20 protein-coding genes and 2 tRNA genes are annotated in these 19,715 nt (G+C 72.9%); 13 read left to right on the top strand and 9 right to left on the bottom strand.

Annotation, left to right across the window (positions count from 1 at the left end):
• The first annotated feature begins 19 nt into the window (after nucleotides 1-19).
• Together BKA05_RS11670 and BKA05_RS11665 are read left to right on the top strand one after the other, a co-directional pair.
• A tRNA-Gln gene (locus BKA05_RS11670) sits at nucleotides 20-91 on the top strand.
• Between the two features lie 131 nt (nucleotides 92-222).
• A tRNA-Glu gene (locus tag BKA05_RS11665) sits at nucleotides 223-295 on the top strand.
• A 94-nt stretch (nucleotides 296-389) separates the two neighbouring features.
• On the opposite strand, the gene BKA05_RS11660 is transcribed toward BKA05_RS11665, so the two are convergent.
• Together BKA05_RS11660 and BKA05_RS11655 are read right to left on the bottom strand one after the other, a co-directional pair.
• A complete protein-coding gene (locus BKA05_RS11660) occupies nucleotides 390-767 on the bottom strand; it encodes an MmcQ/YjbR family DNA-binding protein (protein WP_179531581.1) in 378 nt (125 codons plus the stop codon).
• 184 nt (nucleotides 768-951) lie between these two features.
• The gene (locus BKA05_RS11655) at nucleotides 952-2,118 is read right to left on the bottom strand and encodes an LCP family glycopolymer transferase (RefSeq protein ID WP_179531580.1); all 1,167 of its coding nucleotides are present in this window, start codon (nucleotides 2,116-2,118) and stop codon (nucleotides 952-954) included.
• Nucleotides 2,119-2,254: 136 nt separating this feature from the next.
• On the opposite strand from BKA05_RS11655, the gene BKA05_RS11650 reads away from it, so the two are divergent.
• Entirely contained in the window at nucleotides 2,255-3,799 is a 1,545-nt protein-coding gene (locus BKA05_RS11650) for a DNA-3-methyladenine glycosylase 2 family protein (protein ID WP_179531579.1), read from the top strand.
• Nucleotides 3,799-4,281: a methylated-DNA--[protein]-cysteine S-methyltransferase gene (locus BKA05_RS11645; protein WP_179531578.1), complete on the top strand. Its 483-nt coding sequence runs from the start codon at nucleotides 3,799-3,801 to the stop codon at nucleotides 4,279-4,281. Before BKA05_RS11650 ends, BKA05_RS11645 begins: the two co-directional genes overlap by 1 nt.
• A 112-nt stretch (nucleotides 4,282-4,393) precedes the next feature.
• On the opposite strand, the gene BKA05_RS11640 is transcribed toward BKA05_RS11645, so the two are convergent.
• Nucleotides 4,394-5,125 (bottom strand): IclR family transcriptional regulator, encoded by a 732-nt coding sequence (locus tag BKA05_RS11640; protein ID WP_179531577.1) that lies wholly within the window; start codon nucleotides 5,123-5,125, stop codon nucleotides 4,394-4,396.
• A gap of 212 nt (nucleotides 5,126-5,337) precedes the next feature.
• Between BKA05_RS11640 and leuC the strand changes: the two genes are divergently transcribed.
• The 3 genes from leuC to BKA05_RS11625 all read left to right on the top strand — a co-directional run bounded on the left by leuC (nucleotide 5,338) and on the right by BKA05_RS11625 (nucleotide 8,287).
• Complete coding sequence (gene leuC / locus BKA05_RS11635; RefSeq protein WP_179531576.1) at nucleotides 5,338-6,738, top strand: 3-isopropylmalate dehydratase large subunit; 1,401 nt, start codon at nucleotides 5,338-5,340, stop codon at nucleotides 6,736-6,738.
• Nucleotides 6,739-6,760: 22 nt separating this feature from the next.
• Entirely contained in the window at nucleotides 6,761-7,360 is a 600-nt protein-coding gene (gene leuD / locus BKA05_RS11630) for a 3-isopropylmalate dehydratase small subunit (protein WP_179531575.1), read from the top strand.
• A gap of 186 nt (nucleotides 7,361-7,546) precedes the next feature.
• Nucleotides 7,547-8,287 (top strand): HU family DNA-binding protein, encoded by a 741-nt coding sequence (locus BKA05_RS11625; RefSeq protein WP_179531574.1) that lies wholly within the window; start codon nucleotides 7,547-7,549, stop codon nucleotides 8,285-8,287.
• A 137-nt stretch (nucleotides 8,288-8,424) separates the two neighbouring features.
• Here BKA05_RS11625 and cofC read toward each other — a convergent pair whose 3' ends face one another.
• A complete protein-coding gene (gene cofC / locus BKA05_RS11620; protein WP_179531573.1) occupies nucleotides 8,425-9,084 on the bottom strand; it encodes a 2-phospho-L-lactate guanylyltransferase in 660 nt (219 codons plus the stop codon).
• A gap of 101 nt (nucleotides 9,085-9,185) precedes the next feature.
• On the opposite strand from cofC, the gene BKA05_RS11615 reads away from it, so the two are divergent.
• Both BKA05_RS11615 and BKA05_RS11610 read left to right on the top strand, forming a co-directional pair.
• Nucleotides 9,186-9,989, top strand: coding sequence for a 1-acyl-sn-glycerol-3-phosphate acyltransferase (locus tag BKA05_RS11615; RefSeq protein ID WP_179531572.1), 804 nt, complete (start codon nucleotides 9,186-9,188; stop codon nucleotides 9,987-9,989).
• Entirely contained in the window at nucleotides 9,986-10,996 is a 1,011-nt protein-coding gene (locus tag BKA05_RS11610; protein WP_179531571.1) for an NAD(P)H-dependent glycerol-3-phosphate dehydrogenase, read from the top strand. Before BKA05_RS11615 ends, BKA05_RS11610 begins: the two co-directional genes overlap by 4 nt.
• Before the next feature lie 86 nt (nucleotides 10,997-11,082).
• On the opposite strand, the gene BKA05_RS11605 is transcribed toward BKA05_RS11610, so the two are convergent.
• Nucleotides 11,083-12,180, bottom strand: a complete 1,098-nt coding sequence (locus BKA05_RS11605) for a trans-sulfuration enzyme family protein (protein WP_179531570.1) — start codon at nucleotides 12,178-12,180, stop codon at nucleotides 11,083-11,085.
• Nucleotides 12,181-12,203: 23 nt separating this feature from the next.
• Between BKA05_RS11605 and BKA05_RS11600 the strand changes: the two genes are divergently transcribed.
• Nucleotides 12,204-13,580 carry a UDP-N-acetylmuramoyl-tripeptide--D-alanyl-D-alanine ligase gene (locus BKA05_RS11600; RefSeq protein WP_179531569.1) on the top strand — a complete coding sequence of 459 codons (1,377 nt, stop codon included), beginning with the start codon at nucleotides 12,204-12,206 and terminating at the stop codon, nucleotides 13,578-13,580.
• Between the two features lie 10 nt (nucleotides 13,581-13,590).
• Complete coding sequence (locus tag BKA05_RS11595) at nucleotides 13,591-14,670, top strand: D-alanine--D-alanine ligase family protein (RefSeq protein WP_179531568.1); 1,080 nt, start codon at nucleotides 13,591-13,593, stop codon at nucleotides 14,668-14,670.
• Between the two features lie 3 nt (nucleotides 14,671-14,673).
• Here BKA05_RS11595 and BKA05_RS11590 read toward each other — a convergent pair whose 3' ends face one another.
• The 3 genes from BKA05_RS11590 to BKA05_RS11580 all read right to left on the bottom strand — a co-directional run bounded on the left by BKA05_RS11590 (nucleotide 14,674) and on the right by BKA05_RS11580 (nucleotide 16,363).
• Nucleotides 14,674-15,633 (bottom strand): D-alanine--D-alanine ligase family protein, encoded by a 960-nt coding sequence (locus BKA05_RS11590; protein WP_246289794.1) that lies wholly within the window; start codon nucleotides 15,631-15,633, stop codon nucleotides 14,674-14,676.
• Between the two features lie 29 nt (nucleotides 15,634-15,662).
• A complete protein-coding gene (locus BKA05_RS11585) occupies nucleotides 15,663-16,016 on the bottom strand; it encodes a DUF3515 family protein (RefSeq protein WP_179531567.1) in 354 nt (117 codons plus the stop codon).
• Between the two features lie 110 nt (nucleotides 16,017-16,126).
• Nucleotides 16,127-16,363 carry an Lrp/AsnC ligand binding domain-containing protein gene (locus BKA05_RS11580; RefSeq protein ID WP_028636164.1) on the bottom strand — a complete coding sequence of 79 codons (237 nt, stop codon included), beginning with the start codon at nucleotides 16,361-16,363 and terminating at the stop codon, nucleotides 16,127-16,129.
• Between the two features lie 146 nt (nucleotides 16,364-16,509).
• Here BKA05_RS11580 and BKA05_RS11575 point away from each other — a divergent pair, with 146 nt between their 5' ends.
• A complete protein-coding gene (locus BKA05_RS11575; RefSeq protein ID WP_179531566.1) occupies nucleotides 16,510-17,475 on the top strand; it encodes a thiamine-phosphate kinase in 966 nt (321 codons plus the stop codon).
• A gap of 151 nt (nucleotides 17,476-17,626) precedes the next feature.
• Here BKA05_RS11575 and rpmB read toward each other — a convergent pair whose 3' ends face one another.
• Nucleotides 17,627-17,812 carry a 50S ribosomal protein L28 gene (gene rpmB, locus BKA05_RS11570; protein WP_179531565.1) on the bottom strand — a complete coding sequence of 62 codons (186 nt, stop codon included), beginning with the start codon at nucleotides 17,810-17,812 and terminating at the stop codon, nucleotides 17,627-17,629.
• 153 nt (nucleotides 17,813-17,965) lie between these two features.
• On the opposite strand from rpmB, the gene BKA05_RS11565 reads away from it, so the two are divergent.
• Entirely contained in the window at nucleotides 17,966-19,708 is a 1,743-nt protein-coding gene (locus tag BKA05_RS11565) for a DAK2 domain-containing protein (protein ID WP_343045637.1), read from the top strand.
• The last annotated feature ends 7 nt before the right edge of the window (nucleotides 19,709-19,715 follow it).

Below are 19,715 nucleotides of genomic sequence, written 5' to 3'. Positions count from 1 at the left end.
AGGTCGCGAGGTACCCCCTTGGGGTATGGTGTAATTGGCAACACGGCTGATTCTGGTTCAGTTGTTCTAGGTTCGAGTCCTAGTACCCCAGCAAGTGACCACCCAGGTCAGGGCGGCTCCGCGAGGAGCAGGCCCCGATTTGATCGGGACGAAAGCTCAAGGCTAGAGTTCCACCGGTCGCCAGGGAGCCGAGAGGCTGCCGAAGCGCACAACTCAACACATGCTCCGTTCGTCTAGTGGCCTAGGACGCTGGCCTCTCACGCCGGAAACACGGGTTCGAATCCCGTACGGAGTACGTCACACGAAGCGCCCCGATCCTCACGGATCGGGGCGCTTCGCCGTGGTGGGGTCACCGCAGGGATCGTCAGGCCCCTCGGGCTCCCAGCAGGTCAGCCGGGTCGCTCGACCTGCGCGGCCAATCGCTCGGGCGCCTGGATGCAGTAGGAGTCGGTCAGCAGCTCGGCCAGCTCGGCCCAGTCGGTGCGCTCGTCGATCAGCAGCCCGACGACGTCGCTGCCCCAGGAGGCCTTGAAGTACGGGTCGCCCAGGTGGGCCAGCGCCATCACCTCGTCGGGCTCGGCGCGGAACATGATGCGGAACAGGCCGTCCTCGCCTCCGAAGACGTGCGCGACCGTGGCCGACCCGACCCGCCAGCGGGTGCCGACCCAGGCCGGCTCGGCCCGGCAGCGGGGGAAGGCACCGAGGACGGCGTCCACCCGGCGTACCCACTCCTCGGGGACCTCCGGGCGCTCCTTGCGACGACTCACCGGGTCAGCGTGGCACGGGCCGCCGACGTCCGTCCGGGAGCGGTGAGTCCTCAACCGTCCGGGGACGTCCACGGGGTGATCACGCACCGCTGCCCGACCCGGGCCAGTGGGAGCGGTGAGTCCTCAACCGATCCCGCGTGCGGAGCGGGTGACCACTCACCGCTGTCCCGGCGCCGCAGGCTCCTCAGCCGCAGAGGCCGTTGGCCAGCGCCTCGGCGCGCTGCTTCTCCTGCTCGGCCGCCTCGTCGGGGTCGACGGGTTCGGTGGCGGTGGCGCTGGGGTCGGCCGAGGAGGTGCCGACGGGGTCCTTGGCGGTGATGGAGCGTCGGCCGAGCTTCTTGGTCAGCGACTTGTCCTTGGCCACCCGCTTCCACAGCTTGTCGGCCTTGTCGGACCACACGAGCCGGTTGGGGTCGGGGGCGTAGGCCTCGTTGGGCACGGTGACGAACTCGATGCTGCCCAGCCCGGTGTCGCGGAACTGCAGGGCGAGGTCGACGAGGTCCTGGATGGAGCCGAGCTCCTCGTCGACGGTGATCGAGCGGGTGGCGGCGGAGAGGAAGCTGTAGACGCGGTCGGGTCGGGTGAGGGTGCCGGCGGAGACGACCTTGTTGATCATCGAGGCGATGAACGCCTGCTGGCGGCGCATCCGGCCGATGTCGGAGTTGGCGGACAGGACGTAGCGCTCGCGGACGTAGTTGAGCGCCTGACGACCCTCGAGGGTCTGGGTGCCGGCGTCGAAGAAGATGTTGTGGGTGGGGTCGGAGACGTCCTTGGGGATGCAGACCTCGACGCCTCCGACGGCGTCGACCATGTCGACGAAGCCGTTGAAGTCGACCGTCACGTAGTGGTCGATGAGCACGCCGGTCAGCTGCTCGACGGTCTGGATGGTGCAGGCCGGGCCACCGAGGGCGAAGGCGGTGTTGAACATCTCCAGGTCGCCGCCGGGGATCACCCCGCCGTCCTCGTCCATGCAGTCGGGACGGGTGACCAGGGCGTCACGGGGCAGCGAGATGCCGTAGGCCTCCTGCCGGTCGGCGGAGACGTGGACCAGCAGCGTCGTGTCCGAGCCGCCGCCACCGGCCTCGCCGTCGATCGCGCACCCCTCGCAGGAGCGGTCGTCGGTGCCCATCACCAGGATGTTCAGCGGCTCCTTCGGCCCCTCGACCTCCTCCTTCTCGGGGCGGTCGGTGAGCATGCCGGTGACGTCCTGGGAGCGGATGTCCCCGTCGAGGTGGCGGTAGGCCAGGGTGACGGCTGCGGCGGTCAGGAGCGCCAGCAGGACGTGCGTGAGCAGCACGACGCGTACGACGATCCGCCGGTGGGAGTGGTCGACACGCAGGTGCTCTGGCACCCCATGATCTTCCACCAGGGGTGGTCGCCGCGCCCGCACCCCCGGGGAGGACGGTGCGTCGTCCGGCCGGGAGGTGCCGCACGGCCGTGTCCGATTCCCGCCAGAGTCGGTCGGTGGCGACGGGCATGATGGAGCCATGAGCACGACGACGAGCCCCCTGGACCCCGTGTCCTGCTACGCCGCCGTCAGCTCCCGCGACCGCCGCTACGACGGGGTGTTCTACACCGCGGTGCGCACCACCGGCATCTACTGCCGGCCCTCCTGCCCGGCACGGACCCCCGCGGCGGCCAACGTCACCTTCCACGCCTCGGCCGCCTCCGCCCAGGCCGCCGGCTACCGAGCGTGCAAGCGCTGCCTGCCCGACGCCACCCCCGGCAGTCCCGAGTGGGACGTCCGGGCCGGGGTCGCCGGTCGCGCCATGCGGCTGATCGCCGACGGAGTGGTGGACCGGGAGGGCGTGGAGGGCCTTGCGCACCGGGTCGGCTACACCCCGCGCCACCTGGGCCGGGTGCTCACCGCCGAGCTCGGGGCCGGCCCGCTCGCCCTCGCGCGGGCACGACGCGCGCAGACGGCCAGAGTGCTGGTCGAGACCACCGACCTCCCGCTGGCCGACGTGGCGTTCGCGGCCGGCTTCGCCTCGGTGCGCCAGTTCAACGACACCGTCCGCGAGGTGTACGCCGCCAGCCCCAGCGCCCTGCGCGCGCGCCGGTCCCCGGCCGGCCGCGCTGCCGAACCCGCCGTCGAGGGGAGGCTCACGATGCGCCTGGCGGTGCGGACCCCGTTCGCCGCGACCGCACTGCTGGACTTCCTGGCCTACCACCTCGTCCCGGGCGTGGAGGTCGCTGGCCCGGGCTGGTACGCCCGCACCCTCGACCTGCCGCACGGACCCGGCACCCTGCGCCTGCACCTCGACCCGGCGCTCGACGACCTCGAGGCCGGCCGCACCGCCCAGGTCCCGGCCACCTTCACCCTCGCCGACCTGCGCGACACCGCGGCCGCGGTCGAGCGGGCCCGGCGACTCGTCGACGCCGACTGCGACCCCCTCGCCGTCTCGGCGCACCTCGGAGCGGACCCGCTGCTCGCGCCCCTCGTGGCCCGTCACCCGGGGCTGCGGGTGCCCGGACAGGTCGACGGCGAGGAGACGGCGCTGCGCACCGTGATCGGGCAGCAGGTCTCGGTCACCGGCGCCCGGACCGTGGCCGGTCGGATCGTCGCGGCGCACGGGACCCCGGTCGAGACCGGCGTACCCGGTCTGACGCACCTGTTCCCCCGCCCGGGCGTCGTCGCCGGCCTCGACCCCGAGAGCCTCCCGATGCCCCGGGCACGCGGGCGTGCCCTGGTCGGGCTCGCTGCCGCCCTGGACGGGGGAGAGGTGGCCCTCGACCGCGGGCCCGAGCGCGATGCCGTGCGGGCGCGGATGCTGGACCTGCCGGGCATCGGTCCGTGGACGGCCGACTACGTGGCGATGCGGGCGCTGGCCCACCCCGACGTCTTCCTGCCCACCGACGTGGGCGTGCGCACGGCGCTGACCCGGCTCGGCGCCGACCCCGCCGAGGCAGTGGCGGCCAGCGGGCGCTGGCGACCCTGGCGCTCCTACGCGCTGCTCCACCTGTGGCAGACCCTCATGCCGCCCACACCCGACCAGACCCCCACCACGCACGAGCCCACGGAGGAGCGCTGATGTGGACCGAGACCCCGAGCCCGATCGGGCCGCTGCGGATCGTCGAGCGCTACGGCGCGATCACCGCGATCGAGTTCTCCCCCTACGCCGCGGGGGACGGCCGGCCCCGCGGTGAGCGACAGGACGACCACCCGGTCCTGGCCGAGGCGGTGCGCCAGCTCGCTGCCTACTTCGACGGCACGCTCACCGACTTCGACCTGCCGCTGGCGCCCGTGGGCAGCGACTTCCAGCAGCGGGTGTGGGAGCAGCTGCGCGGCATCGGTTACGGCGAGACGGCGTCGTACGGCGCGATCGCGCTCCGGCTGGGCATGACCAACGCCGCGTCCCGCGCGGTCGGCCTCGCCAACGGCCGCAACCCGATCCCGATCGTGATCCCCTGCCACCGCGTGATCGGTGCGAACGGCACCCTCACCGGGTACGCCGGCGGGCTGGAGCGCAAGCAGCTGCTGCTGGACCTCGAGCGCAACGATGCGTTGTGGTGATCGCGGACGCGCCAGGGGACGCGATCGTCGGTGGTCGAGCAGCGACCGCGGCTGAGGGACGAAGCCGCGACGGAGCGTGTCGAGACCCGGTGAGGTGACCGCCGACCTGCCTCTATGCCGACTGGCCGTCCGCGGCCGCGCGCCGCAGGGACTCCGAGAGCCGCTCGGCCGCGGCCATGACCGCGGGGGCGTGCATCCGCCCCGGGGTGCGGGAGAGCCGCTCGAGCGGGCCGGAGACGGAGACCGCCGCGATGATCTTGCCGCTGGGGGAGCGGACCGGCGCCGAGACCGACGCCACGCCCTGCTCGCGCTCGCCGACCGACTGGGCCCAGCCGCGGCGCCGGATGCCGGAGAGGGCTGCGGCGGAGTAGGCGGCGTTCTGCAGCCCACGGTGCATGCGCTCGGGGTCCTCCCAGGCCAGCAGCACCTGGGCGGCCGAGCCGGCCCGCATCGTCAGCTGGGTGCCGACGGGGATCGTGTCGCGCAGGCCCGAGGGGCGCTCCGCGGCCGCCACGCAGACGCGGTGGTCACCCTGGCGGCGCCACAGCTGGGCGGACTCGCCGGTGATGTCGCGCAGCCGGGCGAGCACGGGGCCGGCGGTGGCGAGCAGCCGGTCCTCGCCGGCGGCGGCCGAGAGCTCGGCGAGGCGCGGGCCGAGCACGAAGCGGCCCTGCATGTCGCGGGCGACGAGGCGGTGGTGCTCGAGCGCGACCGCGAGCCGGTGTGCCGTGGGACGGGCCAGACCCGTCGCGCTGACAAGGCCCGCCAGGGTCGCCGGACCCGACTCCAGGGCCGTCAGCACGATCGCCGCCTTGTCGAGAACGCCCACTCCACTGCTGTCCATATGGCAATACTGATGTCTCGGGGAATGGGATGGCAAGCACTGTGACGCGTGCCTCACCAGACTTTGCCTTCGCGACATGCGTCTCGCATGGTGGGAATCGTGTCTCACGAACTGGGATCTTGGGCGTAGCATCGACACGTCGAACCGCCCGGCCGTCATGTCGTCGGGCCGGACGGACACCACCGAACCACGCGGCCACGAAGGAGTGCGTCATGGGCAGGACCCTTGCCGAGAAGGTCTGGGACGAGCACGTCGTCCGATCGACCCCGGGGGAGCCCGACCTCCTCTACATCGACCTGCACCTCATCCACGAGGTCACCTCCCCGCAGGCCTTCGACGGCCTGCGGCTGGCCGGGCGTCAGGTGCGCCGCCCCGACCTCACCCTGGCCACCGAGGACCACAACGTCCCGACCCTGGACTGGGACAAGCCGATCGCCGACCCCGTGTCCCGCACGCAGGTCGAGACGCTGCGCAAGAACGCCGCCGAGTTCGGCGTCCGGCTGCACCCGCTCGGCGACATCGACCAGGGCATCGTGCACGTCGTCGGCCCGCAGCTCGGCCTGACGCAGCCGGGCATGACGATCGTGTGCGGCGACAGCCACACCTCGACCCACGGAGCGTTCGGCGCGATCGCCTTCGGCATCGGCACCTCCGAGGTCGAGCACGTGCTGGCCACCCAGACCCTCATGCAGGCCAAGCCCAAGACGATGGCCGTTACCGTCAACGGGTCCCTGCCCGACGGGGTCACCGCCAAGGACCTCGTGCTGAACCTGATCGCCCACACCGGCACCGGCGGCGGCCAGGGCTACATCGTCGAGTACCGCGGCCAGGCCATCGAGGAGCTCTCGATGGAGAGCCGCATGACGATCTGCAACATGTCGATCGAGTGGGGCGCCAAGGCCGGGATGATCGCTCCCGACCAGACGACCTTCGACTACATCGAGGGCCGCCCCGAGGCGCCGAAGGGTGCCGACTGGGACGCCGCCGTCGAGCACTGGAAGAGCCTGCGCACCGACGACGACGCGAGCTTCGACAAGGAGATCGTGCTCGACGCCTCGACCATGACCCCCTTCGTCACCTGGGGCACCAACCCCGGCCAGGGCGTGCCGCTGGGCGCCAGCGTCCCCTCGCCCGACGACTTCGAGGACGCCTCCGACAAGGTGGCCTGCGAGAAGGCGTTGTCCTACATGGGCCTCGAGGCCGGGACGCCGATGCGCGAGGTGCGCGTCGACACCGTCTTCGTCGGCTCCTGCACCAACGGCCGGATCGAGGACCTGCGCCTGGCCGCCGAGGTCATCAAGGGCCGCAGCGTTGCCGAGGGCACCCGCCTGCTCGTCGTCCCCGGCTCGGTCCGGGTCCGCCTGCAGGCCGAGGAGGAGGGCCTCGACGTGATCTTCAAGGAGGCCGGCGCCGAGTGGCGTGGGGCGGGATGCTCGATGTGCCTGGGCATGAACCCCGACACCCTCAGCCCGGGGGAGCGCAGTGCGTCGACCTCCAACCGCAACTTCGAGGGCCGGCAGGGCAAGGGCGGTCGCACGCACCTCGTGTCGATCCCCGTCGCCGCCGCCACCGCCGTGCGCGGCACCCTCTCGTCCCCCGCTGACCTGGACTGACCGGACCGATCGGAGCTCTGTGATGGAGAAGTTCACCACCCACACCGGGGTCGGCGTGCCGCTGCGCCGCAGCAACGTCGACACCGACCAGATCATCCCGGCGGTCTACCTCAAGCGGGTGACGCGCACCGGCTTCGAGGACGGCCTCTTCGCAGCCTGGCGCGGCGACGACGACTTCGTGCTCAACGACCCGGCGTACGCCGGTGCGTCGGTGCTCGTGGCCGGTCCGGACTTCGGCACCGGCTCGTCGCGCGAGCACGCGGTCTGGGCGCTGATGGACTACGGCTTCAAGGTCGTGATCTCCAGCCGCTTCGCCGACATCTTCCGCGGGAACTCCGGCAAGGCCGGGCTCGTCGCCGCCCAGGTGGACGAGAAGGTCGTGCAGCGGTTGTGGTCGGTGCTCGAGGAGCAGCCCGGCGCGAGCATCACCGTCGACCTGGAGTCCCGCACCGTCAGTGCCGGTGAGGGCGAGGGGCGCGTCGAGGACTCCTTCGACATCGACGACTACACGCGCTGGCGCCTGCTGGAGGGTCTCGACGACATCGGCATCACGCTCGGGCACGACGAGGACATCGCGGCGTTCGAGGCCACGCGTCCGAGCTTCAAGCCCGTCACCATGTGAGGTCGACACAGGTGGGCTGAGGCCCTCGTCCTACGGCGAACCCTGCTGAACCGACGCCGCGATCATCGTGAGGAAATCACGAAGTTCGCGGCGTTGGTCATTGTGAGCCGGGCCACGAATCCCTAGCGTGCATGGGAAGTCCGAGCGCGTGCTCGGCGCACCGAGGTTTGCACGAAGGGAAATCCTGTGAACAAGACCCAGCTCATCGACGCGCTGTCCCAGCGCTTCGAGGGGAACAAGAAGGCAGCTGCCCACGCGCTCGAGTCCGTCCTCGACACCATCACCCGTGAGGTCGCGAAGGGGGAGAAGGTCGCCATCACGGGCTTCGGCTCGTTCGAGAAGAAGGTCCGCGACGCCCGTTGGGTGCGCAACCCGCGCACCGGCGAGCGGATGAAGGCCAAGAAGACCGCGGTCCCGAAGTTCACTCCGGGCCAGGACCTGAAGAACGTCATCTCCGGCGCCAAGAAGCTGCCGAAGCTCACGGTGGCCAAGGCCGGCTCGGCGGCGAGCGCTGCCGCGGCTCCTGCTGCCAAGGCGGCCAGCGCGGTGAAGAAGGCGGCCCCTGCCAAGAAGTCTCCTGCCAAGAAGGCCCCCGCCAAGCAGGCACCGGCCACGAAGGCGCCCGCGAAGAAGGCGCCCGCGAAGTCGGCAGCGCCGGCGAAGAAGGCCCCTGCGAAGAAGACCACCACCGCGGCGAAGAAGGCGCCGGCCAAGAAGGCGCCCGCGAAGAAGGCTCCTGCCAAGAAGGCGGCGCCGGCGAAGACCGCGACCGCGGCGAAGAAGGCGCCGGCCAAGAAGGCGCCCGCGCAGAAGGCTCCTGCCAAGAAGGCGGCGCCTGCGAAGACCGCGACCGCGGCGAAGAAGGCGCCGGCCAAGAAGGCGCCCGCGAAGAAGGCTCCTGCCAAGAAGGCGGCCGCCAGCTCCTGAGTCCCCGGTCCACGCCTACGGGGCCCGTCCGCAGCTGCGGACGGGCCCTGTCGTGTGTCTGGGCTCGTGTGTCTGGGCTCGTGCGTCTGGGCGTGGTCGCCCGGCCCCGCGGCCCGGCGGCTCGGGGGATGGTGATCTCAGAACAGCCCGAGTGCGTCCAGGACCCGACGGGTGTGCTCGCCGACCCCGAGCGCTGCGGCCGCCTGCAGGTCGGGCAGGTCGTCGACGTCGCGGCGCAGCGTCGTCAGCTCGCCGAGGACCTCGCCCGCACCGGCGTCGAGGTGCGCGCGGCGGGAACCCTCGCCGTACCTCGGGTCGAAGTGCTCCCAGGGTGCGGAGTAGAGCGTCGTCCCGATGCCGGCCGCATCGGCGACGAAGCCGGCCCGCTCGCCCGAGATCCGGGGGTCCTCGAGTGCTGCGTCGAGATCGTCGGGGTCCAGGGCAGGCAGGTCGGCGCACAACGCCACGGCTCGCAGTGCCGGCCACCGACGGCGGGCCTCGGCCGCGGTCTGGCGCAGGGTCGCGTTGAGGTCGGAGGAGTCACCGTCGGGGATGCAGGGCGCGCCGGTGGCGGCCAGGGCGGCTGAGAAGCGGGCGTCGTCGGTCGCGACCAGCACCGCACCCACGTGCCGGGCGGCCAGGCACGCGGTCACGGTGTCCAGCGCGAAGGCCGCGGCCAGCTCCTCGCGTGCACCGTCGGCGAGGCCGACCAGTCGTGACTTGCCGCGCGAGGGCGGCTTCACGGGCACCACGACGGCGTACGTGGGGCCCGTCGGAGCATGGGGGGTGTCGGACATCACCCCCATCCTCCCAGGCGCTGCGGACCGCCCGGGCAGGGTGTTCGGCACGCGACCCCGGCCTGTCGTGGCGTCGGTCACCTCCCGAGTAACCTGCGCGGGTGACAGTGCGGAACCTGCAGCAACGACGAGGGTGGGCCTTCTCCCTCGGCGTCGGCATCATCAAGCCCCTGCTCCTGGCGACGACGACCCACGACTGGCGACACGGCGAGCGGATCCCGGCCAGCGGTGGCTGCGTCCTGGCGATGAACCACATCTCACACCTCGACCCGCTCACGGCCGCGCACATCGTCTACGACCACGGTCGGCTGCCGCGATACCTCGCCAAGGCCGGCCTGTTCAAGAACTCCTTCCTGCGTCGCTTCCTCACCGCAGCCGGGCAGATCCCCGTCGAGCGGGAGGGCAGGGGCGCCGTCGCGTACGCCGCCGCCGTGGAGGCCGTCCGTCGCGGTGAGTGCGTCGTGGTCTACCCCGAGGGCACCATCACCCGCGACCCCGACATGTGGCCGATGACCGGCAAGTCCGGGGCGGCACGGATCGGTCTGGAGACCGGGGCCCCGGTCCTCCCCGTGGGGCAGTGGGGCGCGCAGCAGCTGCTGCCGCCGTACTCCAAGCGGCCCCACCTGGTCCCGCGCAAGCGGGTCACGATGTCGGTCGGCGAGCCCGTCGACCTGGACGACCTGCGCGAGAAGGAGCTGACCCCCGAGGTGGTCAGGGAGGCGGCCGACCGGATCCTGGCCGCGATCACCGCGCAGGTGGAGGAGATCCGCGGCGAGGATGCGCCCGCCGAGCGCTACGACATGCGAGTGTCGGGGGACCCCTACAAAGATCGCCACACGTCGGATCGCAAGAAATCGGATGGCAAGAAGTCGGATCGCAAGGACGAGGACAGGAAGTCGGCATGAGTGAGTTCGGCAAGGTCGCGGTGTTCGGAGCGGGGTCGTGGGGCACCGCGTTCTCCATCGTGCTGGCCGACGCCGGCAACGACGTCACCATCTGGGCGCGCCGCGACGAGGTGGCCACGGCCATCAACGAGCGGCGCGAGAACGCCGACTACCTGCCCGGTGTCGAGCTGCCGCCGAGCGTGCGCTCCACCCACGACGTCGAGGCAGCGCTGGACGGTGCCGACCTCGTGGTCTGGGCGACCCCGTCGCAGTCCTTCCGGGAGAACCTGCGCACCTGGGCGCCGCACGTGCACCCCGACGCCGTGATGGTCTCGCTGATGAAGGGTGTCGAGCTCTCGACGCTGAACCGGATGAGCGAGGTCATCGCCCAGGAGACCGGGGCCGGGGCGGAGCGCATCGCCGTGATCAGCGGACCCAACCTGGCCAAGGAGATCGCCCGGCGCGAGCCCGCGGCCGCGGTGGTCGCCTGTGCCGACGAGGACGTCGCCACCCGCCTGCAGCAGCGGGTGCACAGCCCCGCCTTCCGTCCCTACACCTCGGTCGATGTCCTGGGCTGCGAGCTCGGTGGCGCCTACAAGAACGTCGTCGGTCTCGCGGTCGGCATGGCCGTGGGGCTCGGCTTCGGCGACAACACCACCGCCTCGATCATCACCCGCGGGCTGGCGGAGACGGCGCGGCTGGCGATGAAGCTGGGCGCCAACCCGCTGACGCTGATGGGTCTCGCGGGGCTGGGTGACCTGGTCGCCACCTGCTCCTCGCCGCTCTCGCGCAACCGCACGTTCGGCGAGAAGCTCGGGCAGGGCATGACCACCGAGGAGATCTACGCCAGCACCCGTCAGGTGGCCGAGGGCGCGAAGTCCTGCTCGTCGCTGCGCGCACTGGCCGAGCAGTCCGGTGTCGACGCGCCCATCGCGACGTACGTCGACGACGTCGTCGCCGGCCGCCTCACCGCCCAGGGGATGATGGACGCCGTCCTCGCCCGCGACACCAAGCCCGAGACCGCCTGAGCGCCGAACCGGCGTATTGATGCGCCGGCTCGGCGGGCCGGATGGGTCGAACCGGCGTATTGATACGCCGGCTCGGCGGTGGGGGGTCAGTCCGTGAGGCCGTCCAGGGCTCGGGAGAGGTCCTCCCAGAGGTCCTCGACGTCCTCGACGCCCACGGAGAGACGGACCAGGGCGTCGGAGACCGTGGTGGGCTCCGACTTCCAGCGGCGGCGCCTCTCGAGGGTGGACTCGACCCCGCCGAGGCTGGTGGCGTGCACCCACAGCCTGGTCTTGCGCGGCAGCAGGTCGGCGGCGAGCGCGCCGGCCGCCAGCTCGACGCTGACGATCGCACCGAAACCGGGGTAGCGGACCCGCTCGACCGCGGAGTGCTCTCCGAGGCGGCGGGCCAGCTCGGTGGCGTTGGCCTGGGCGCGCTCGACGCGCAGGTGCAGGGTGCGCATGCCGCGGACCGCGAGCCAGGCCTCGAGGGTTCCGGGCACGGCCCCCAGCAGGTCACGGCGCTGCTTGAGCACGGTGAACAGCTCGTCGTCGCGGGTGACCAACGCGCCCAGCAGCGCGTCGGAGTGACCGGCGAGGTACTTGGTCGCCGAGTGGACGACCAGGTCCGCCCCGAGGTCGAGCGGACGCTGCAGGAGCGGGGTGGCGAAGGTGTTGTCGACGACGACGTACGCCCCCGCTTCGTGGGCCGCCGCGCAGATCCGCTCGATGTCGGCGACGTCGAGGTTGGGGTTGGTGGGCGACTCGATCCACACCAGTGCCACGTCCTCGTCGCAGGCCGCGACGACCGCGTCGGTGTCGGCGATGTCGATCAGCTTCGAGCGCAGCCGCCCGCGCATCTCGAGGTCGGCGATCTGCGACAGGCTGCCCTGGTAGGCGGCGTCAGGCGCGAGCACCAGCGCGCCCTGTCCCACGAGGTCCAGCACGACGGAGACCGCTGCCAGGCCGGAGGAGAACGCCAGCGCCCGTCCGCCCTCGAGCTCGCCGAGCACCTCTTCGAAGGCCTGCCAGGTGGGGTTGCCGTAGCGGCCGTACTCCCGATCGCCGCCGGCCACGTAGGTCGAGGCCATCGTGATCGGGGTGTTCAGCGGCTGGTCCACCTCGTGCGGCGGGCGCCCCGAGGTCACCGCGACCGTGGACGGGCGCAGGTCGGTCGTGGGGGCGTCGGGCAGGGAGTCGTCGGCCATGCGCACACACTAGGGTCGGCCGGGTGATCGCCCTCAGCCTGGCCCTGGTCGCCGACATCGTGGACGGGGAGCTCGCCGGCACGACCGCCGACACCGCGCCCGTCGTGGACGGCCCGGTCGTCATCGACGGGCGCGAGGCCGCACCCGGCAGCCTGTTCGCCGCCTTCGTCGGCGAGCGCGTCGACGGCCACGACCACGTCCACCAGGCCGCGGCGGCCGGTGCCGTCGCCGTGCTCGGCTCCCGGCCCACCGAGCTGCCGACGGTCGTCGTGCCGGACGTGCGCGCCGCCCTCCAGCGCCTCGCGTCGTACGTCGTCAGCCGGGTCCGCGAGGAGGGCGACCTGACCGTCGTGGCGCTGACGGGCTCCCAGGGCAAGACCTCGACCAAGGACCTGCTGGCGGCGGTGCTGGGCCGGTCGGCGGCCACGGTCGCGACCCGGGGGTCGTTCAACAACGAGCTGGGCATGCCGCTGACCGCGCTGCGCGTGGAGCCCTCGACCCGGTTCCTGGTGCTCGAGATGGGTGCCCGCGGGATCGGTCACATCGCCGAGCTCACGGGGCTGGTGCGCCCCGACGTGTCGGTGGTGCTCAACGTCGGGCAGGCCCACCTGGGCGAGTTCGGCTCCCGTGACGCGATCGCGCAGGCCAAGGGCGAGCTGGTCGAGGCGCTGACCGAGGCCGGCACCGCCGTCCTCAACGCCGGCGACGAGCGGGTCTCGGCGATGGCCTCCCGCACCGTGGGTCGGGTGGTCTCCTTCGGTGACGTGCCGGCCGCCGACGTGCGCGTGAAGGGGCTCACGCTGGACCGGTTGGGCCGACCGTCCTTCCGGCTGGTGAGGGGCGAGGAGCAGGCGGAGGTGTCGCTGCGGCTCGTCGGGGCGCACCAGGCCCTCAACGCCGCGGCCGCGGCCGCGGTCGCACTGGCCTGCGGCGTCCCCCTCGCCGAGGTCGCCACGGCCCTGTCGGAGGTCGAGACGCTGTCGCAGTGGCGGATGGAGCTTCGTGAGCTCGACGGCGGCGTGATCGTCCTCAACGACTCCTACAACGCCAACCCCGACTCCGTCCGCGCGGCCCTCGACGCGCTCGCCGCGATCGGTGCCGACGCCGACGTGCGGCGCACGATCGCGGTGCTCGGCGAGATGAAGGAGCTGGGGGAGACCCACGACGAGGAGCATCGTGGGGTCGGCGCCTACGCGGCCGGGCTCGGCGTCGACCACGTGGTCGTCGTCGGCGAGGCCGCCCGCGGCATCCACGAGGGCGCGGGCGGGGCCTCCCACCTGCTTCCCGACAACGCCGCGGCCATCGCCTGGCTGGCCGAGCACGTGCGCGAAGGTGACGCGGTTCTCCTCAAGGCCTCCCGTGGCGCGCGCCTCGACGAGGTGGCCGCGACCCTCCAGTAGCGTCCGGCCCATGACCGACAGCCCCTCCCGCAAGGTGCGCGTGGCCCTCGTCTTCGGCGGCCGCTCCGGCGAGCACTCGATCTCGGCGGCGACCGCGGCCGGGGTGATGAAGGCCATCGACCGCGAGAAGTACGACGTGCTCCCGGTCGGCATCACCAGGGACGGCGAGTGGGTGCTGCCGTCGGTGGACGCCGCGCGCTTCGAGCTCACCGCGGGTGCCCTGCCCGAGGTCACCCCCGAGGTGGGGCGTGAGATCGCCGGGCTGGCCGAGGCCGGCCCGGTGGACGTCGTCTTCCCGCTGCTGCACGGCCCGTACGGCGAGGACGGCACGATCCAGGGGCTGCTCGAGCTCGCCGGCCTGCCCTACGTCGGCGCCGGGGTGCTCGCCTCGGCGGTCGGCATGGACAAGGCCTACATGAAGCTCGTCTTCGCCGGTCACGGCCTGCCCGTCGCCCCGTACGTCGTCGTCAAGCCGCGCGAGTGGGAGGAGAGCCCGTCGGCCGTGGTCGACCGGGTCCAGGCCCGGCTCCGCTTCCCGGTCTTCGTGAAGCCGGCGCGGGCCGGCTCCTCCCTGGGCGTCACCCGGGTCGACGACCTCACCGGCCTGTCCGAGGCGATCGAGGAGGCGCGGGTCCACGACCCCAAGGTGCTCGTCGAGCAGGGCGTCGAGGGACGCGAGATCGAGTGCGCGGTGCTGGGCGGCCGCGCCGGTGCGGCGCCGCGTGCGTCGGTGCCCGGGGAGATCGTGGTCGACCACGACCAGGCCGGCTTCTACGACTTCGAGTCCAAGTACCTCTCGGCCACCCACGCCCGCACCGACGCCCCCGCCGACCTGCCCGAGGCGGTCGCCGAGCGGGTGCGCGAGCTGGCCGTCGAGGCCTTCGAGGCGATCGGGGCCGAGGGCCTGTCGAGGGTGGACTGCTTCGTCACCCCGGACGGCGAGGTGCTGCTCAACGAGATCAACACCATGCCCGGGTTCACCCCGATCTCGATGTACTCCAAGATGTGGGAGGCCAGCGGGCTGCCCTACACCGAGCTGGTCGACGAGCTGATCCAGCTCGCGCTGGAGCGCCCGACGGGGCTGCGGTAGGGCTCAGCCCAGGACGCCCCGCACCAGGTCGAGGGTGACCTGGCCCAGCGAGGTGCCCGACAGGGTGCAGGCGAAGGGCATCACCGAGGTCTCGGTGGCGCCGGGGGTGATGGCGGTCTCCAGCACGACGAACGAGCCGTCGGGGGAGACGATGAAGTCCGAGCGTGAGAGGTCGGACAGCCCGAGCACCCGGTGCGCCTCGCAGGCGGTCCGGCTCAGCTCCTCGAGGACCTCCTCGGGGAAGGCGGGCTTCTCCAGGGAGACGAACTCGGCGGTGTAGCGCGCGGAGAAGTCGAACTCGTGCCCCTTCTCGTAGTAGACCGCCACCGGGGTCAGCGCCCGCACGCCGTCGGCGTCCTCGACGCAGACGACGCTGACGTCCACCCCGTCGTGGAAGCGCTCGATGAGGGCGTCCTCGCAGTAGGCGTAGGAGCGCACGAGGGCCGAGGGCAGGGCGCCCATGCCGTCGACCCCGGTGACGCCCAGGGCGCTGCCGCAGCGGGTCGGCTTGACCACGACCCGCTCACCGAGGCGGTGCATGACGTGCTCCATCAGGGCGTTGGCGCCGATGTCGCGGAAGGTCTGCGCGGACAGGCCCACGCTCTGGGGGACCGCGATGCCCTCGCGGCGCAGCAGCTCCCGGGCGGTCGCCTTGTCCCAAGCCACGCGGCAGGCACGGCTGCCCGAGCCGACGAACGGCAGGCCGATGAGTTCGAGCAGCGTCTGGATCTCGCCGTCCTCGCCGAACTGCCCGTGCAGGGCCGGCACCGCGGCCACGACCTTGTCCTGCTCCAGGCGGGTGAGCAGGTTGCGGTCGAAGTCGTAGGCCTCGGCCTCGACGCCGAGCTGGCGCAGCTCGCGCACCAGGTTGCGACCGCTGGCCAGGGAGACGTCGCGCTCGTGGCTGAGCCCGCCGGCGATGACGGCGACCGGACCGGGCAGCTCCTCGTGGGTGGTGCTCATGGCAGCAGGGTCCCACAGGGCCCCGACGCTCAGCGACAGCGGCTGACGCGCTCGAGGTGCTCGGTCACCGGGTCGGCGAGCGCGGACAACACCTCCAGCGAGCGCTGGCCCCGCTCCTCGGGGGCGAAGACCACGGCCACGCGGGGGCGGACGCCGATGGCAGTCGCGGTGACGGGTGAGTCGGGGTCGGCCAGCTCGTCGGGGTCGATGAACCACCCGACGCCGCGCACCTCGTCGCACTCCGAGGTGGCCTCGAGCGTGGCCGGCTCCGGCGCCCCGCAGGTCACCAGCGCGTCGGCCGCGGTCGACGGCAGGTCGTCCAGGAACGCCGCGCACGCGGCCCGCTCCTGCGCTCCGAGAGGCTCGGCGTCGACCGGCTCCACCGCCGGCCCCGAGCAGCCCGCGAGCAGCAGGGCGACCGTGCACGCGACGACGCCCCGGCTCCGCAGGGAGCCGGGGCGTCGGACGCGTGGAGCGCCCAGGAGGGGGCTGCTCAGATGTGGACGACGGGGCACGTGAGCGTGCGGGTGATGCCGTCGAGGTTCTGCACCTTCGAGACGACCAGCTTGCCCAGCTCGTCGACGTTGCGGGCCTCGGCGCGCACGATGACGTCGTAGGGGCCGGTGACGTCCTCGGCGAGGGTCACGCCCTTGACCTGGGCGATGGCGGCGGCGACCTCGGCGGCCTTGCCGACATCGGTCTGGATCAGGATGTAGGCCTGGACGACCATCGTTGTCTCCCTCTGGGTCGGTTGCGCGGCGACGCTGCCGCGGACACGTCACCCGGATGTGTCGGTCAGCAACCTACCCGCAACCGCGGCCCGGCACGACAGCGGCCGGTGTCCCCGGACCGCACCCCGGGTGGTGGGATGGGCCCATGTCGGACGCACCCCAGCCCCGCCCCGAGGACCCGACCGTCGAGCAGCTCGGCGAGTTCGAGCTCATCGACGCCCTCACCGCCAGCTTCGAGCAGGGGGAGCAGGTGCTCGTGGGCCCCGGCGACGACGCCGCGGTGCTGCGGATCCGCACCGGCCACGTGGTGGTCTCCACCGACATGCTGGTCGAGGGACGCCACTTCCGGCGTGACTGGGTGCCGGCCCGCGACGTGGGTCACCGGGCCGCCGCGCAGAACCTCTCCGACATCAACGCCATGGGCGGCCGGGCGCACAGCCTGACCATCGGCATGGCGGTGCCTGCCGACCTGCCGGTGGCGTGGGCCACGGAGTTCGCCGAGGGCTTCGCCGAGGAGTGCCGCGCGGTCGGCGCCAGCGTGGTCGGGGGAGACGTCACGCGCGGCGACCAGCTGGTCGTCTCCGTCACGGTCCTGGGCGCGTGCACGGTCGCGCCGGTGCTGCGGGGCGGGGCCGAGGCCGGCGACGTCCTGGCCCTCGCCGGTCGCCAGGGCTGGGCCGCCGGGGGGCTCGCGGTCCTGGGCCGCGGCTTCCGCTCGCCCCGGGTGCTGGTCGAGGCCTACCGACGGCCCGCTCCGCCGTACGACGCGGGGCCGGAGGCCGCCGCGGCCGGTGCCACCGCGATGATCGACGTCTCCGACGGCCTGCTGTCCGAGGCCGGGCACCTGGCCCGGGCCTCCGGCGTGCGCATCGACGTGCGCACCGAGACCCTGGAGGTCCCCGAGCCGCTGCACGCGGTGGCCGCCGCGACCGGGTCCGACCCGCTGCGCTACGTCCTGGGGGGAGGGGACGACCACGCCCTGCTGGCGACGTTCCCCGACGCTGGGAGCGTGCCCGCGGGGTGGACGGTCATCGGCGCGGTGTCGCAGGGCGAGGGTGTCACCGTCGACGGCGCGCCGTACGACGGCCCCACGGGGTGGACGGCGTTCTGACGGGGACGCGCCGGCTGACCCGTCGACCGGTGGTCGAGCGACCCGCGGCCGGCCGCAGGCAAAGAAGAAGACCGCCACCCCTCCAGGTGACGGCCTTCCCTGCATGCTCCGTTGGTCTGGGGTCGTCCTCAGACCGGTGGCGCGGCTCGCGTCAGCGCGAGACCTTGCCGGCCTTGAGGCAACCGGTGCAGACGTTCATCCGCTTCGGGGTGCCGTTGACCACGGCACGCACGCGCTGGATGTTGGGGTCGAAGCGGCGCTTCGTGATCTTGCGCGACCACGGCCGGTTGTTGCCGAAGCCAGGCTTCTTGGCGCAGATGTCGCAGACGGCAGCCACCGTGAACTCCTGAGGATCGATGTGTTGGAACGAGTCGAGAGGGCCCGAGCAGCCGCAGCGCAGTGACGCAGCCGGCCGGGCAACCGCACAAGAGTATCGCCACACCCCTCGATCACCGAATCGACGTCGGGGCGGCCCACTACTCTCGGGGCCGTGCCCGACCCGCGACACGACCAGCCGACCCCCACGATGCCCGACGGCGTCGAGGTGCTGCCCCGGGGGGTGAGCCTCGAGGGAGTCCTGCGCTTCACCGAGGTCGCGGCCCGAGCCCTGGAGGCCGCCCGTGAGGAGATCGACGCGCTCAACGTCTATCCCGTCCCGGACGGCGACACCGGCACCAACATGTACCTCACGATCGCCGCCGCGAGGGACGCCGTGGAGACGGCGGTCGCCGAAGCGGGTGGGCCGGCGGAGTGCGGCGTCGGTCCGGGCCTGGCGGCGCTGGGCCGCGGGGCGCTGCTCGGAGCGCGCGGCAACTCCGGGGTGATCCTCAGCGAGATGCTGCGCGCCCTGGCCCGTCGCCTGGCCGAGGCCGGGCCCGAGGACCGCGCCGCCGCCGTCATGGCCGACGGCATGCGGCTGGCCGCCGATGCGGCGTACGCCGCCGTGGGCACGCCGGTGGAGGGCACCATGCTCACCGTGGCCCGTGCCGCGGCCGAGGCCGCCGGTGAGGTCGCGGTCGACCCGGCGGCCCGCACCCGCGACGTGCTGACCGCGGCGGCAGCGGCCGCCCGCGAGGCGCTGGCCGCCACGCCCCAGCAGCTCCAGGTGCTCGCCGACGCCGGTGTGGTCGACGCCGGTGGACGCGGGTTCAGCGTCGTCCTCGACGCCGCCGAGACCGCCCTGACCGGTCGGGTGCCCCCGTCGGTGCGCACCGGTCTGGGCAGCCACCAGATCCCGGTGCCGGTGCTCCCGCCCCGCGCTGCCGCCGACGTCGGGGGTGCCGGTGCCTCCGGCGGCGACCTGAGCGAGGACGGTCCCTCGTACGAGGTGATGTACCTCCTCGACGCGCCCGCCGAGCGCGTCCCGCCCCTGCGCGAGAGGCTGGCCGGGCTCGGCGACAGCCTCGTGGTGGTGGGGGACGAGCCGCTGTGGAACGTCCACGTGCACGTCGACGACGTCGGTGCGGCCATCGAGGCCGGCATCGAGGCCGGCCGGCCCCACCGCATCCGGGTCACCCACTTCGCCGAGCAGGTCGCCGAGCAACGTGCGGCGACGGCTCCCCGCTCCGGCCGCGCGGTCGTCACCGTCGCCGCCGGGCCGGGGTTGGCCGCGCTGTTCACCGAGGCGGGCGCCGTCGTCGTCGAGGGCGGCCCCGGCCGCCGACCCTCCACCGGGGAGCTCCTCGAGGCGATCACGGGGTGCGGCGCGCAGGAGGTCGTGGTGCTGCCGAACGACCCCGACTCGATGCGGGTCGCCCAGGTCGCGGCCCACACGGCCCAGCAGGACCTCGGCGTCCGGGTCGTGGTGGTCCCGACCTCGGCCCAGGTCCAGGGCCTGGCGGCACTGGCCGTGCACGAGCCGGGGCGCGCCTTCGACGCCGACGTGGTGGAGATGACCGCGACCGCTCGGCACGCGCGGCACGGTGCGGTCACGATCGCCGCGCGGACCGCCATGACGATGGCGGGTCCGTGCGAGCCGGGCGACGTCCTCGGGGTGGTCGAGGGCGACTTCGCCGTCGTGGGCGACGACCTCGACGCCGTCGCGGCCCAAGTGGCCGAGCGCCTGCTCGGCGGCGGTGGTGAGCTGGTGACCGTCGTCTCCGGCGCCGAGGACGTCGACGGCGCCATGGCCCAGCGCCTCGCCGCCTGGGTGGAGGAGCACCGCCCGCACGTGGACGTGGTGGTCTACGAGGGCGGTCAGGAGCGCTACCCGCTGCTGCTCGCCGTCGAGTAGCCGACCG

Source organism: Nocardioides marinus (genome assembly GCF_013408145.1).
In the GTDB taxonomy this organism is placed as follows: domain Bacteria; phylum Actinomycetota; class Actinomycetes; order Propionibacteriales; family Nocardioidaceae; genus Nocardioides; species Nocardioides marinus.
This window is presented reverse-complemented; position numbering and strand designations above follow the sequence as displayed.

Bases quoted from the DNA above. Each gene is read 5' to 3' on its own strand.
- BKA05_RS11590 (WP_246289794.1), bottom strand. From the start codon at position 15,633: ATGAGCACCACCCACGAGGAGCTGCCCGGTCCGGTCGCCGTCATCGCC.
- BKA05_RS11580 (WP_028636164.1), bottom strand. From the start codon at position 16,363: ATGGTCGTCCAGGCCTACATCCTGATCCAGACCGATGTCGGCAAGGCC.
- cofC (WP_179531573.1), bottom strand. From the start codon at position 9,084: ATGTCCGACACCCCCCATGCTCCGACGGGCCCCACGTACGCCGTCGTG.
- leuC (WP_179531576.1), top strand. From the start codon at position 5,338: ATGGGCAGGACCCTTGCCGAGAAGGTCTGGGACGAGCACGTCGTCCGA.
- BKA05_RS11650 (WP_179531579.1), top strand. From the start codon at position 2,255: ATGAGCACGACGACGAGCCCCCTGGACCCCGTGTCCTGCTACGCCGCC.
- BKA05_RS11595 (WP_179531568.1), top strand. From the start codon at position 13,591: ATGACCGACAGCCCCTCCCGCAAGGTGCGCGTGGCCCTCGTCTTCGGC.
- BKA05_RS11605 (WP_179531570.1), bottom strand. From the start codon at position 12,180: ATGGCCGACGACTCCCTGCCCGACGCCCCCACGACCGACCTGCGCCCG.
- BKA05_RS11575 (WP_179531566.1), top strand. From the start codon at position 16,510: ATGTCGGACGCACCCCAGCCCCGCCCCGAGGACCCGACCGTCGAGCAG.
- BKA05_RS11640 (WP_179531577.1), bottom strand. From the start codon at position 5,125: ATGGACAGCAGTGGAGTGGGCGTTCTCGACAAGGCGGCGATCGTGCTG.
- leuD (WP_179531575.1), top strand. From the start codon at position 6,761: ATGGAGAAGTTCACCACCCACACCGGGGTCGGCGTGCCGCTGCGCCGC.
- BKA05_RS11610 (WP_179531571.1), top strand. From the start codon at position 9,986: ATGAGTGAGTTCGGCAAGGTCGCGGTGTTCGGAGCGGGGTCGTGGGGC.
- BKA05_RS11645 (WP_179531578.1), top strand. From the start codon at position 3,799: ATGTGGACCGAGACCCCGAGCCCGATCGGGCCGCTGCGGATCGTCGAG.